Source organism: Pseudomonas sp. PP3 (assembly GCF_905336995.1).
Lineage (GTDB): Bacteria > Pseudomonadota > Gammaproteobacteria > Pseudomonadales > Pseudomonadaceae > Aquipseudomonas > Aquipseudomonas reinekei.
Window position 1 is genome coordinate 4,071,838 of sequence record NZ_HG995459.1, and the last position, 13,681, is coordinate 4,085,518.

General features: G+C 58.4%; 13 protein-coding genes. 2 read left to right on the top strand and 11 right to left on the bottom strand.

The window, feature by feature from the left end:
• Window positions 1-119 precede the first annotated feature (119 nt).
• From KHO07_RS18605 to galE, 6 genes are all read right to left on the bottom strand, one after another.
• A complete protein-coding gene (locus KHO07_RS18605; protein ID WP_212625164.1) occupies window positions 120-2,198 on the bottom strand; it encodes a YjbH domain-containing protein in 2,079 nt (692 codons plus the stop codon).
• Window positions 2,195-2,956: a capsule biosynthesis GfcC family protein gene (locus KHO07_RS18610; RefSeq protein WP_212625165.1), complete on the bottom strand. Its 762-nt coding sequence runs from the start codon at window positions 2,954-2,956 to the stop codon at window positions 2,195-2,197. Before KHO07_RS18610 ends, KHO07_RS18605 begins: the two co-directional genes overlap by 4 nt.
• Window positions 2,953-3,618, bottom strand: a complete 666-nt coding sequence (locus tag KHO07_RS18615) for a YjbF family lipoprotein (RefSeq protein ID WP_150701141.1) — start codon at window positions 3,616-3,618, stop codon at window positions 2,953-2,955. Before KHO07_RS18615 ends, KHO07_RS18610 begins: the two co-directional genes overlap by 4 nt.
• 11 nt (window positions 3,619-3,629) lie before the next feature.
• On the bottom strand, window positions 3,630-4,691 hold the full coding sequence (locus tag KHO07_RS18620; RefSeq protein WP_150733321.1) for a polysaccharide biosynthesis/export family protein: 1,062 nt from the start codon (window positions 4,689-4,691) through the stop codon (window positions 3,630-3,632).
• A gap of 143 nt (window positions 4,692-4,834) precedes the next feature.
• A complete protein-coding gene (locus KHO07_RS18625; protein ID WP_150733320.1) occupies window positions 4,835-5,071 on the bottom strand; it encodes a hypothetical protein in 237 nt (78 codons plus the stop codon).
• A gap of 231 nt (window positions 5,072-5,302) precedes the next feature.
• On the bottom strand, window positions 5,303-6,319 hold the full coding sequence (galE, locus tag KHO07_RS18630) for a UDP-glucose 4-epimerase GalE (protein WP_212625166.1): 1,017 nt from the start codon (window positions 6,317-6,319) through the stop codon (window positions 5,303-5,305).
• A 389-nt stretch (window positions 6,320-6,708) separates the two neighbouring features.
• Here galE and galU point away from each other — a divergent pair, with 389 nt between their 5' ends.
• The gene (gene galU, locus KHO07_RS18635) at window positions 6,709-7,542 is read left to right on the top strand and encodes a UTP--glucose-1-phosphate uridylyltransferase GalU (protein WP_075945961.1); all 834 of its coding nucleotides are present in this window, start codon (window positions 6,709-6,711) and stop codon (window positions 7,540-7,542) included.
• A gap of 63 nt (window positions 7,543-7,605) precedes the next feature.
• Window positions 7,606-8,016, top strand: a complete 411-nt coding sequence (locus KHO07_RS18640) for a mannose-1-phosphate guanylyltransferase (RefSeq protein WP_212625167.1) — start codon at window positions 7,606-7,608, stop codon at window positions 8,014-8,016.
• 15 nt (window positions 8,017-8,031) lie between these two features.
• Here KHO07_RS18640 and KHO07_RS18645 read toward each other — a convergent pair whose 3' ends face one another.
• Genes KHO07_RS18645 through KHO07_RS18665 form a run of 5 tightly spaced genes read right to left on the bottom strand, consistent with a single transcriptional unit; the run spans window position 8,032 to window position 13,675 of the window.
• Complete coding sequence (locus tag KHO07_RS18645; RefSeq protein WP_212625168.1) at window positions 8,032-9,162, bottom strand: SGNH/GDSL hydrolase family protein; 1,131 nt, start codon at window positions 9,160-9,162, stop codon at window positions 8,032-8,034.
• Between the two features lie 27 nt (window positions 9,163-9,189).
• Window positions 9,190-10,227, bottom strand: coding sequence for an acyltransferase (locus KHO07_RS18650; RefSeq protein WP_212625169.1), 1,038 nt, complete (start codon window positions 10,225-10,227; stop codon window positions 9,190-9,192).
• A gap of 12 nt (window positions 10,228-10,239) precedes the next feature.
• Window positions 10,240-11,343 (bottom strand): hypothetical protein, encoded by a 1,104-nt coding sequence (locus KHO07_RS18655; protein ID WP_150733315.1) that lies wholly within the window; start codon window positions 11,341-11,343, stop codon window positions 10,240-10,242.
• The gene (locus tag KHO07_RS18660) at window positions 11,334-12,566 is read right to left on the bottom strand and encodes a polysaccharide biosynthesis C-terminal domain-containing protein (protein WP_212625170.1); all 1,233 of its coding nucleotides are present in this window, start codon (window positions 12,564-12,566) and stop codon (window positions 11,334-11,336) included. The genes KHO07_RS18655 and KHO07_RS18660 overlap by 10 nt, the downstream gene beginning before the upstream one ends.
• Window positions 12,563-13,675 (bottom strand): polysaccharide pyruvyl transferase family protein, encoded by a 1,113-nt coding sequence (locus tag KHO07_RS18665; protein WP_075945967.1) that lies wholly within the window; start codon window positions 13,673-13,675, stop codon window positions 12,563-12,565. The genes KHO07_RS18660 and KHO07_RS18665 overlap by 4 nt, the downstream gene beginning before the upstream one ends.
• Window positions 13,676-13,681: the final 6 nt, after the last annotated feature.

Consider the following 13,681-nt stretch of genomic DNA (forward strand, 5'->3'; position numbering starts at 1 on the left):
CGATGGCTATGTCACCGACGAGCAATTGTAGGAGCAAGCTTGCTCGCGATAGCGGTGGGTCAGCTGGCATCCATGTTTGGTGGGCCGACGCCATCGCGAGCAAGCTCGCTCCTACAGGGTTACTCGGTGATCTTCTCGAAGTTGCGGTAGAACATGTCGTCGTCGCGGCTGTCGGTCATGGAGTGCAACTGATAGCTGCGGTTGAGTCGCGCACCGCCGTCCCGGGTCAGTGGCGACCAGACGAGGTTGGCGCGGCGCATGGTCGACATGCTCATCAACTCGTCGAACGGGATGGACAGGTAGATGCCTTTGTCGAAACTACCTTCGCCATACTCGTTGCCGCTGGCGGTGGTGATCGTCGCCCAGGCGCCAAATCGCACGCCGTTGGAAAACTCCCGCGAAATATCCAGCGTGCCGCCCCAGTCACCCGCCAGGTAACGACCGACGCTGACCGCCGCAAGCGTATCGAACGGCAAGTCGGTGTAGCCGGTGATGTGACCCGTGACGATCGAATAATCTCGCAGACCGAAACCCTGATCGAATTCGCGCTGGCGGACGTAGTTCAGGTCAGCACCCAGCGACCAGCGCTGGCCGGTCGGGCGAAACAGCACCTCGCCCCCTACCCCGGCGAACATCGACTCCAGATAGCCGCCGTAAACCATGCCGTACAGGTCTTTATCCAACTGCTCGGCGTGACTGACCTGGAACAACGGCATGGTCACTTCGGAGGTTGTCAGGTATTGACGCAAATCCGTGCGCACACGGGGCAAGCCGCTGGGAGCGTCATAGGTGAACTTGTCAAAGTTGTTCGCCAGATTGGCACTGAGCAATCCGTTCCACCAGGTGTTGCGGTTGAAGCGGTACTCGGCGTCCGCGTCGGCACTGAATTGATAGAGCAAGCCATCCGGGCCGCCGACGTTCTGCTTGAAGCCCAGCCCGACGCCATAGCTGAATGGCTGAGCGGCTTCGGTGTAGAGGGTTTTTTCATTGTGCGGCATCGCCGGATTGACCTCGGTGGTGCGGTGCAGCGATTGCAATGGCTCCTCGTTGTTGATCACTTCACGGAAGGTTTGTCGCGGCACGCTGGTCTCTTCCAGCGGCAGGTCGTAACGCTTGTTCACCACGGTGAACCAGTCGATATCGTCGTTGACACTGTTGTCCAGAATCCGGCTCGCGCGCCCCACCGCTTTGGCCGAATGGAAATAGCGCTGCTGTTCGCCATAGACGAACAACTCCGACCCGCGCTGGCTGATGCGCTCGACCTTGTAGCCGGCATTTTGCTGCAGGCGTCGGGACACATCGGCCCAATTGACCTGCTCCATTTCCGTGCTCGGCTTTTTAGCCGGCAACGGTTCGGCCGGTGGGTCGAAGTTTTTTGCCGGTGCTTTGCGGCTGACGAAGTTGGTGTGGAAGGTGACACCGAACATGGCGGTGTTGCCGCGCTCCCACGCCGCGCTGACGTCGATCGAATCGGTCAGTTTGAAGACCGCGCCGAGGTTGATCGGCGAATCCTGCTTGATCTCGTTGTCCTTCGGTTCGTGCTTGTAATCGTTGCCTTCGTATTCGAGTTTCAGGCTGAGCCGATCCCATGGCGTCTGGTAACTCACGCCGCCGAACAGCGAAGGCTTGCCGCGAAAGTACGACCCGGCGTTGACGTCGCCGGTACCTTCGCTCTCGGGCCGGGTATTGTAGCGGTCAGCGAGCTCGCCCAGCGGGTTGTCGAAGTCGCCGCGATTGCCGATGTAACCCCAGGCAATACCGGCACTGAAATCGAAATTGTCATAGCGCTTGTTGGCGACCACAAACTCACTGGAGAACAGACCCGTACCACCGATGTCTCGAAAGCCCAGCGCCACTTCCGGCGCCCAATGGCTTTCTTCCCAGAGTCGGGCTTTGAGGTCGACCGCCTTGTCCTTGTAGCTCTGGCTGCCACTCAGCGAGTCGGGGCCATAAGGGCGGTTGGTGATGGCGGTATAGCGGAACGACCCTTCCAGCCATTCAAACGGCTGGAGGGACACGCTGTATCGGCTGTAGGGATCGGTGCGATTGGCATTCACGCTCAACTCACCGGCCGGCAACATCCGCGCCGTCGGCGTTTGCCACAAGCCAGCGCCACCAAAGTCATTCTGAGTAATGCGTGGTTCTGCATGGACCAGACCACACGGTAATAACAATACGGCTGCAAAACGTAAATTCAACGAACCACCTCAGCCAGCTGCGTGGCAATAAATTCGGCCAACTGCTGATTCAGTTCAGGGAGAGGCGGATCAAGATCATCATTTTTCACTGGCACCAGAATCTTGCTGCCGGCAACGGGAAAGTGACCGCTCTGGCGATTCCAGTGCGCAATACCGACCCGCCGGACCCCACCGTCGGGCTGAATCAGCCACAGGTAATCGGCCTCGGCATCGTCCAGCGGCATGCAACCTTGCAGATACTCGCGAGCCTCCAGTAACGGCTGATAGGGCAAGTGGCAGGTTTGCGCGACAGCACCGAGCACTTCGACTTCATCGACACGTTTCGGGTAAATCAGGCGATCGCCATCGTCGAGACGAATGTTGCGCGCGAAGCCGACTTCCAACGCGACCGGATCAAGATTGGCGATCTGACGCCCGGTGACCGGCATCTGCCGCACTTGCTCAGACAAACGCAGTGCCAGTGCTGCACGGCTTGGTTTGTCGAAGAGCAAAGCCATGCGCTGCAGTACGTCCAGATCAAACAACACACCCGCCTTGAGCCGCGCCTGCTCTTCCAGCAACGACTGACGCAACAAGACACCCGCCAGCCAATACCCTTCGGCATTGGGCACGGCCACGCTGATCACATCGAGCAAGCGCCCGCCGGCCGGCAACTCGACCGGCCCGGGGTTGGCGACGTCACCGCTGACAGTGACAGCGGCCTGACTGAAGCTGGTGATCAGCAGTAAACACGCCGATAGCGTTCCCAGGCGCTTCACGGGACATGCCTGCGGTTGGGGGTCAGTTGCACGATCCTGACGCGCAACTGCGACGTCAGCTGTTGCTCGCTCTGCACAATGAAACCGTCGACGGGATCGACCCAATAACGATTGGTCGCCCGCAGGCCGATGGCCGGGGCATCAATCTGCTCATCGACACGCAGCACGCTGTATTCCTTGTTGAGAATGGTCAAGGTGTCCATGGATTTTCGGGAGAAGCGACTGTTAACGATCACCCCCACTTCCTGGCCCTTGTAGAGATCGATCCAGCGCCGGGAGGTGTAGCCATCGGCGACTTGATGAAGGCCTTGCTTGAACGGTGAGGTATCCGATAGACGCGTGCCGTCCAGGTCACCCTCCAGGCCCAGGCCAATGCTGCGCACGGCAAGGCCATCGCGCAGCAGCAGCACTTGTTTGCCGGAGGCGACCCAGAACTGCAGGTCTTCACGCTCGCGCACCAGCGCCAACACCCCGGAGCCGGTCGGCGTGGTCAGTTTGATCTGCGGATAGTTGACCTCGGCCACCTGCGCCGGGGTCACGTCCACCTCATCCGGTCCGATCACCGCCGATTTGAGGTTGTTCAACGAAGCGCTCATCAGCGGATTGCAGCCACACAACAACAGGGCCGCACTCAGGCAGACGCCAACTTTCAACGTGTTCACAGTCGGCGACCTTATTTGCTGTTGTTACTGTATTCGCTCCAGTTCTTCGCAGCGGAAGCACCCGTACCGACAATCGACGCCGATGGCACCAATTGGCTGATGAAGCGGTTCCAGCGAGTCACATTGGCAGGCCCGACATAGACAACGTCCTGAGGGCGCACTTCGAAGTGCGTGGCGAGCGCCATGGCGGTCGGCGATTCAGCGTTCAATTGGTAGATCTTGGCCGGCTCCACGTCCAGGTTTTCGACCCCGCGGATGACGTACACAGCGTTGCCGTTGGAAGTGGTCTGGCTCAAGCCGCCAACCGAGCCGAGCACATCGGACAGGTTCATGGTGGCGGTCTTGAAGCTCAATGCGCGCGGCTGGTTGACCTCACCCATGACGTAGATGCGCTTGTTGTCGTTGTACGGCAGATACAACTGATCGCCACCCTTGAGATAGACGCCCTGCAACTCGGAATCCTGCTGGTTGAGCGAGTCGAGATTGAGCGGATACACCCGGCCGTTGCGCGTCAGCGTCAGGCCGGACAAGTCAGCGTTGTTGGTATCGATTCCGGCGGAACCGAGGGCCTCGACCACGCTCAGTGGATTGGTGGAAATCGCTTGCGGACCGCCCTTGGCCACGGCGCCGGTCACCACGACTTTCTGACTGGCGAAACGCAGCACCGCGACATCTACCTGCGGCTCGGCGATGAAGGCCGACAGCCGTTGCTCGATGTCTGCGCGCAGTTGCTGGATCGTACGCCCGGCAGCCTGGACTTCCTTGATGTACGGGTAATACAGCGTGCCGTCGGAGCGCACCAGTCGGCCGTTGGCATCGATCTGTTGTTGCGCGCCGGACGGGGCTGTCAGCTCAGGGTGATCCCAGACCGTGATGTACAAGACATCGTTGTTACCGATGCGGTACTCGGGTGGAGTCGCCAACAACTCCGCCGGCAGCGACTCACGCTTTTGCGTGGCGCGGGTGGTGGAAATCAGCTTGGGAGTAATCGGGATCAGCTCGACCCGGCTGCTTTCACTGGCCCCTTGGCGGGTGATATCACTGGTGCTCAGGTATTGGCCGGGGGAAAACATGCAACCTTGTAAAGCGAGACTTGCCAACATTAAAAGAGAAAAACTACGAGTCATAATGGCACTACGCTATTCAAGGGCGAATCTAAAAAGAAGTCACCCGACTTGCGTCGGGCGACCCTGTACTGCACTAACAAGAACTTCTGTTAGTTATGCGTGCCGGTGGTACCGGTGGTACCGGTCGTACCGGTGGTACCGCCGTTGGCACTGCCACCGCTATTGGACGCCGCTATTGCACTGGCAACCATTGCAGTACTGGCTGCAGGGGCTTGAGAAGCCGCTACACTGCCACCTACATTGGTCACCGCGGTCAGCGGCGTTTCAGCTGCGGCAGCCCAGTTGCTGAACATCGTCAACAAGGCAATCGCCATCACTTTTTTCATATCAACTCCTTTCTAACATTCGACCCGATTAAAACCGGATGTTCCGTTAGAGTTGGTAGAGTTCAAGTCGCGAAAAGTGCGAACAAGATCCGTCATTCATTCACAGTCCTACCTGACTGATAAACGTCAAACGGCAGGTTTATATCTACGGACATGCAAAAGGCATTTCCAGTGTATTTTCCCGACGTTATCTAACAACCTGACTGGAAATAACATTAGGCCAAAACGACATCATCCGAGATAACCCTTGGGATGATTCGATTGCCAGCGCCAGGTGTCGGTCATCATTTCCTGCAAATTGCGCGTCGCCTTCCAGCCCAGTTCTTTCGCGGCCTTGGAAGGGTCGGCCCAGCTCTGGGCAACATCACCCGAACGACGCGGCATCACGCGAAACGGCACCGGTTGGCCACTCGCCTCTTCGAAAGCCCGCAGCACTTGCATCACGCTGTAGCCATCGCCCGTACCGAGATTCCAGGTATGGATGCCGGTGCGCCCGGCGATGGACTGCAATGCCTTGAGGTGCCCGTCCGCCAGGTCCACGACGTGGATGTAGTCACGTACGCCAGTGCCGTCGACCGTGGGGTAATCGTCGCCGAAGATCGACAACTCCTGCAGGCTGCCGACCGCCACCTGGCTGATATAAGGCACCAGGTTATTGGGAATACCGTTGGGGTCTTCACCCATGTGACCACTGTCGTGAGCGCCGATCGGGTTGAAGTAACGCAACAGGGCGATGCTCCAGCGCGGCTCAGCGAGGCTCAGGTCGCGCAGCACGTTTTCGACGATCAGCTTCGATTGGCCATAAGGGTTGGTTGGATTGCCTGTCGGGAAGTCTTCGCGGATCGGCATCTGCTCCGGCGCGCCATAGACCGTGGCCGACGAGCTGAACACCAGACGGAACACCCCGGCAGCGGCCATCGCCTGGCACAGCGTGATGCTGCCGCTGACATTGGTCTCGTAATACTCAAGCGGCTTGCGCACGCTCTCACCCACCGCCTTGAGCCCGGCAAAATGCAGGACCGCATCAACGGCGTGCTCACGAAAAATCCGGTCCAGCAAAGCCCGGTCGCACACATCGCCGCGAATCATCAGTGCACTCTTGCCGCATATGGCTTGCACCGCATGCAAGGCCGCATCGGAGCTGTTGCAAAGATTATCCAGCACTACAACTTCATAGCCTGCTTCGAGCAGCGCGAGTGTGGTGTGCGAGCCGATATATCCGGCTCCACCCGTTACCAGAATTTTCATGGTGCGGTCCATAGAGAGATAAGTACTCAGTAGCGTGTCAAGCCCCATGTATTAAAGATGCGTGGTGAACCACACAAACAAGGGCGACAACAACCTAAAACAAATTTAGTTCAACGACTGGCAATAAATATTTTTGCAGGTCAAACTGTATTGCCCGGTACTTATTAGCACTCCGATGCTTTCCTCACTATCAACAGATACCGACTAAAAATAACTAACAACTATCAAACCGACATCTCATAACATTGGCGCATTCTGCGCGCACTGCTAATTGCCATTAACAACCCGACTCGGGTATTAAAGTACTCCTTCAATAATCATTGAACTTGCAATCACTTGTTATTGCGCGCAGCCGTTAATGGTGTGCCGTGACTGTCCAGGATACTTTTATGATTCGTAAATGTTTGTTCCCCGCTGCCGGCTACGGCACGCGTTTCTTGCCGGCCACTAAAGCCATGCCCAAGGAAATGCTGCCGATCGTCAACAAGCCGTTGATCGAGTACGCCGTTGAAGAAGCTCGGGACGCCGGCCTGCAACACATGGCAATCGTGACCGGTCGGGGCAAGCGTGCACTGGAAGACCACTTCGACATCAGCTATGAACTTGAGCACCAGATTCGTGGCACCGAGAAAGAGAAATTCCTCGCTGGCACCCGCGAACTCATCGACACCTGCACCTTCTCCTATACCCGTCAGGTCGAGATGAAGGGCCTGGGTCACGCGATTCTCAGTGGCCGCCCGCTGATCGGTGATGAGCCCTTCGCCGTGGCGCTGGCCGATGACCTGTGCCTGAACCTGCAAGGTGACGGCGTGCTCACGCAAATGATCCAGCTCTACAAGAAATTCCGCTGCTCGATCGTGGCCATTCAGGAAGTGCCACACGACCAGACCCACAAGTACGGCGTGATCGCTGGCGAGCTGATCTCCGAAGGCATCTACCGGGTCAACAACATGGTGGAAAAACCCAGCCCGCAAGACGCGCCATCCAACCTGGCGATCATCGGCCGCTACATCCTGACGCCGGATATTTTTGATCTGATCGCCGACACCCAACCTGGCAAAGGTGGGGAAATCCAGATCACCGACGCACTGATGAAACAGGCGCAGAACGGTTGCGTGCTGGCCTACAAATTCAAAGGCATGCGCTTCGATTGCGGCGGCGCCGAGGGTTATCTCGAGGCGACCAATTTCTGCTACGACAACGTGTACCTCAAGGGCCTTTGACGACCCACCCTGACTCATCGCTGCACGCACAACCACGCCCACTTTTCACTCAGGCAGGCCATCATGAACAATGCAAAACACTCGGCAGACATTGAACTGGAGGTGGGCAACCTCGGCGTGATGACCTGGTTGTCCCGCCATCAGCCGCTACCCAGCGCGAACGAGCCATGGTTGGGCACCACGCTGTTGGTGGAGCGGATCGGCATGTTTCCCTCATCAGGCGACATCCGCCGCCCGCTGCGCGACCCCTACCCTCTCCTCGCCCACTTGAAAAAGCTCTATGGCGAGCAGGCACTGGAAGTGGATGACCGCGATGGTCTCAAAGTGATTTTCAGCGACTGGCGGTTCCGGGTGCGCATTTGCTGCAACGACCCGGCCATCATCATCAATGTGGAAACCCGTTGCGCGACACAATTGATGCCGCTCAAGACCGCAGAGTTGCTAAGTCACCTGGACTCCTTCGAGAAACGCTAAACACTGCGGCAGCGTCTACTTCAAGCCCCAATCGCAGCGCTCTTGCCCGCCCACCATCCAGCGATAGAAGTAATCGGCAATCAGCCGTCCACCCGTGGCCGGAACCGGATGAATCTTGTCCGGACCGATCATGGAGGCGGCGTAGCGTTTGACGTCGCTGCCGAACGCGCACTGCAGATCAGCGTAACCCAGGTGCTCCGCGCGCGCCCATGGCTCCAACACCTGCGCATACGCCGACATCGGATAGGCACTGGAGCGTGTGGTTTCCTGACGCAGGATCAGGTTGACGCTCGCCGCCGGCTGGATCTCGCGAATCATCCCCACCAGGCCTTGAACGTTCTTCAGATACTGCTCGGGCTTCACGCCGAAGCCCTGATCGTTGCCACCGAGCATGATCAGATAGATATCCGCAGGGATCTTCGATACCGCCGCTTTCCACTGCGTCTGCCAGCGGCTGTCGCTGTGGTAGAAGTCAGCGGACGCTGCGCCAGACGCCGCCAGTTTGGAAACCCGCACGCCGCCCTGATCGTTGCTCATCCACAGGCCGAACAGAGTCGGTGCACCTTTCACCACCTCCAGCCTGAACGCCCAGTCCGCTGCCTGTGATGCGTCGGGCAACGGCACTTCCTGCACACCCGAGCCGCCGAGCGTCAAGGGTCGCCAGTCTTGCGATGGCGTCCAGCGATAGCGAATCTCGCTGGGCTCGCCGTTGCCGAGGTAAAGCAGTTTTGCCTGGGTAACAGCGGTGTTGATGGACGGTGTCGGGCTGGCATCGATCTGCAGCCAGGCGCCGGAGCGCCCCGTCACCGTGCGGCTGTCAGGGCTGGCCTGGCCGAGGCCGGACACCTGCCAGTCGCCGCCAAAATACTTTTCGCTGCTGCGGGTGTACTTGAAATGCGTACCGCCAAGGGCCGCACCGTGGTTGAAGCCGACGTAGCCCGGGCCGGCAAATCCGACCTCCCCGGACACGCGCTGCACCAGTTTATTCAGATAGAAATCCTGCCCGGCGCTGTAGCTGTCGCCGATCACCGAGATCGACAGAACCTTGCCTGCCTTGCCTTCACGCCACTGAGCAAAACGCTCGCGGGCGTCACCTACCTCGACCACCGACGCCGCAACAGGCTGGACGTCATCAACTGCCAACATGCGCTGCTTCCTTCACTCGGACAATCATCAAGTCTGCGCCACCGGAGCGATGTTCGCCGGGGCTTTTTTGCTCGCTGCGCGTTCACCGAGAAACAGCACGGAGGTGAAGTTGAACCGACTGAACATCAACGACAACACCACCGGCCCGAGCAAACCACAGGCCACGCCCCCGAACACCAGAAGGCTTTCATCCTTCACGCCCAACCGCCCCAGGACAAACCGCGAAGTGGCCGCGAACAGTACATGGAACAGGAAGATCGCATAGGAGTAGCCGCCCAGCCAGGTCAACCACTTCGAGCGCATGTCACTGGACAGCAACGCGATGCAGGACACGCAGCCCACCGTCAAACCGATCAGGCTGCGACGGTCGACGATCAGCTCGCGATCCACCGCCGCCACGTACAGCAGCGTCAGCGAGATCACCACGAACAACAGCGGACCGATTACCTTGAACCGCTGCTTCAATGCGTCGACGTTTTCCTGGCCAATCATCCCCGCCACAAAGAACGGCAGCAGGTAGATCGCGCCGTTGATGCCGAACGCATCGACCTTGAACGGCGGCAGCAGGAACACCACCGCCGCAAAGGCAAACAACAGGTACAAGCGCGTCGCCGATCGAAGCAATCCGCGCCACTCCAGCAAGCCGACGAACATGAAAATAATGAACACCGCCTGCAGGAACCAGAAGTGGTTGATCGGCACCCAGAACGACAACAACGCGTCGATCACCCCGACGTCCTTGTTCACCCCCGGACCAACCGCTTGCAATACGGAAAACGGCACGCCCACGCAAAACAGCGGCACGATCAACCGTCGCACCTTGCCGCTGAAGAACGTTGAGAAGTCATTGCCACGGATTTTGTAGATCGAATAAATGTAGCCCGAGATGAAGGTGAACAGCGGCATGCGCACGTACACCATCGAGTCGGCGATCACCCGGAACGGCGAGCCCAGGTCAATTTTCAAACCGCCGTCCAACGGGCCGATGACGTGGTAGAGCACCAGCAACAGGCACGCCAGGCCACGCAGGGTTTCTATCTCCAGGGACTTTTTTTTGCTCGACATAAAGCACCTGCCTCAATTCAATATTCTTGATTCAACCTGCACGGGTTTGTTGGCCCGCAGCATCAATCCCAGGCCGACAAACAGCACCGGCACCACCATGGAAAAGTGCCGGGCGAAGGAGCCGAAATCCGGTTCGAACAAGCCTTGCACCAGCAAAAACGCCAGCGGAATCGCGATCAGTTCCTTGGGTTTGGTCTGGATCGGTGCGCCTTTGTAATCGGTCGAGGTGATGACTTTGAACAGCAGCAACGCGGTCATGATCATCAACGCCACGAAGATCACCTGGCCCGGTCCGGACAGCAGGATCAGCTCCACGGGAAACGACAGCCGGAAGAAGATGATCATCGAGTCCAGGGCCTGCGAGACAAAATCGCTGCCGCTGAGCCACGAGACGATCAACGACTTCGACCCCTCCTCACCCGCCGTTCGCAGTTCGTTGTTACTGGCGCGAATCGACGACACCGGAAACCCGAGCGCCACCTGGATCGCCATGGCGACCGCCAGGTAGAACAGGAACAGCATCAGGAAGAAAGTGAAGCGCGAGACGTACTTCTTCATCACGCAGACGCCGACCCAGGACAGTGAAAACAGAATCCAGTAGGGCCGGATCAGCACGCCGTAGATCACCGCCGAGAGGAAAAACCCGCCGCGATATTTGTGCGTCAGCGAGCTGAGCAAAATGCTCAATACCGCTACCGACACAATGATTTCCTTGGTCAGGTTCTCAAGGAAAAACGAGCGAACAATGCCCCACAAACACAGGGTGCCGAAGATCGTCAACGGCATGCGGCGGAACACCACCACCGGAATCGCCGTGAGGAAAAAATTGCAGAACATGCCGTAGGCCCAGGCATTGGTCAGGTTGATCCCGGTGGGCCGCAACAGAAATGCCGAGCACTCATAAGAAGAGCGATCCGGCGAGAACGGGTTCCAGAAGTTGCAGTTGTCGGCGCGCGCATAGGACGACCACAACGTCATGGCATCCGGGCCGGGATCACGCGGGACCAACAGTGGCATGGCCACCGACAGAAACAACCCGGTGAACAGGATCAAAAACGAAATCGACGAGTCGAGTTTCTTGCCGCGAAACTCGATGCACGGCAGCTTCAGGCCCATGACAGAGCAGCCTTTTTCGCGCCGGTCACACGGGTCAGCAGAGCAATCGCAGCGAGCTGCACAATGATCGCGAAGACGTTGCCCCAGGCAGCACCGTAGATCGAATAGTGTTTGATCAGCAGGTAGCTGACCGGCACCGAAACCAGCAGGCAGATGACCGCGCTCGCCAATGACACCCGACTGTTTTTCGAGGCGATCAACCCACCCCAGACGATGTCGCCGATGGCGCGCAGGGCGAAGGAAAATATCAACACGCCGAGGATGGCGTTGTCCGGCCGCGGCACTGCCGCGCCAACGTAATCAAGGACAACATTGAAAAACAGATAAATCAGCACCGCCACCGCGGCAGACACCACCAGCGAGCGCATGACCCATTTGTTGACGAACAACTGCCGGACCGTGAACGGCTGTTGATCCGCCTGAAAACGCTTGGCCAGCACCGGAATTCCAACCACCGCCACCACCGCGTAGGACAACGCTTGCAAGGTGTTCGCCGCTGACCATGCGTACACGTATTTACCGAGGCTGGCGTAGGGTTCCAGATCGATGATCAGAAAGCGCTCGGCATACTGACTCAACGCGATCAACCCGGTGCCGAGATAGAACGGCAACCCGGCTTTCCACACGGTGGCCGTGGCCAGCGAGCCGGTCTCCCGGCCTTTATGCACGTTCACCACAATCAGGTAACCGGCGATGATCACCAGCACGTTGGCGGCTACCCAGAGCCACAATACGCTGGCAATCCCGGACACCCAGCCCAGCATCATCCCGCCCACCGCCAACACCGCCCAAAGGCCGGTCTTGACGAAAAACAGCAGCGCACCCGCCGTGGCTTTCTGCGCGGAAAACACGAAGGAATTGATTTCGAAAGACAGGTGTTCGGTCAGCAGAACCAGCGTCACGCAGAGGATCAGCGCAGTCGTTGCTTCGACTTGCTGGAACAGCGAGTAAATCAGCACCGTCACCACCGACAGTACTAACCCTACCGCGAGATACAGCAGCAAAACCTTGTCGACCACCCGCCGCGAAGTCCCTCCCACGCTGATCAACCGATTGATCTCGGAACTGAACCCGACGCTGTAGAACTTTGAAGCGATCAACGAAGCCGCGACCACCACGCCATAAAAGCCCAGCGCTTCATAGCCCAGGTAATGGGTGATGGCCAACACCAGCAAAAACTTCGCGCCTAATGCACCGCCGCGAAGCAACAGCCGAAATATCATCGAACGACACCTTTGATGATGTCGTCCATGGCCACGGTTTTCGCTTCGATCTCGCGACAGGTGTCGGTCAGACGTTTGCCGAAACCGGACAGTGCGTTCGGTGCGTAGACCGTGTTGATAATGGTATCGACATCAATGTCGCCGCCGTTGATCACCCAGTCTTCCACGCCCATGTCCTGATAGGCGCCGAAGCCTTTGCGCTCGTAGCTGATGTGGTACGCCGGGACGCCGGAGAGCAGCGATTCGATGGCGCCATGCAGGCGCACGGAAATCACCAGGTCCGGCTGATATTTGGCCAGCGTCGCCTTCAACGGCAACAGGTCTTCGGTAATGCCCAGCTCGCGGTAGAAAGCGCCGTCATCGTTACCGCGCACCGCGCTTTGCACCGCGCAAACCACTTTGCTCTTGTTCTTCAAGCGCTGTAGCAGCAACTTCAAGTTGGCCACATAAGCGACTTTCTTTTCCTTGCTCCACTCCGGCGGCTTGCGCAGCACCACACACACCGTGGCCGGCGACGAAGCGCAGCGGGTGAACTTGGGTTGCTGGAGGATTTTGCTCGCCAGGGACTGGACCGCCAGATCCGGCGCACGGTAGACATTTTCGCAGGCATCGAAAATCGCCGACGACCTGTTGTCACGCACAAACACCGCATCGGCGCTGGCGTAATGCTCGACGATCTTGCTGCTCTCGCCGTGGAACGGGCCAATGCTTTGCGGCAGGTAGACCGACGGCACTTTGCTGAGGATCGCGGTTTCCAGTTGCTTGGCGTGACCGAGTTTCAACTTGATGTGTTCGAAGGCGCTCTTCGAGCGCATGTAGCCGCCGCCGACGCCGACTATCAGATCGGTTTTCTTCAACAGATCGGCAAGTCCGGCGTAGGACTGGTTGAGGAATACCGCTTGCTTGACCCGGCCCAAACCCTTGGCCGCCATCACCGGCGCGTCGAAGCGCGGGTGCGGCAAGTAGCTGAAGGACTCTGGATCGGAGGCCACGACACTGATCGCGGTGTCGTCGCCAAAGTTTCGCTGTACCAGGGCAATGGCCAGATCCACGAGCAGACCGTCTCCGGAGTTGGACGCACTGTAGCCATGCAAAATCGTTACGTTCATATGCTT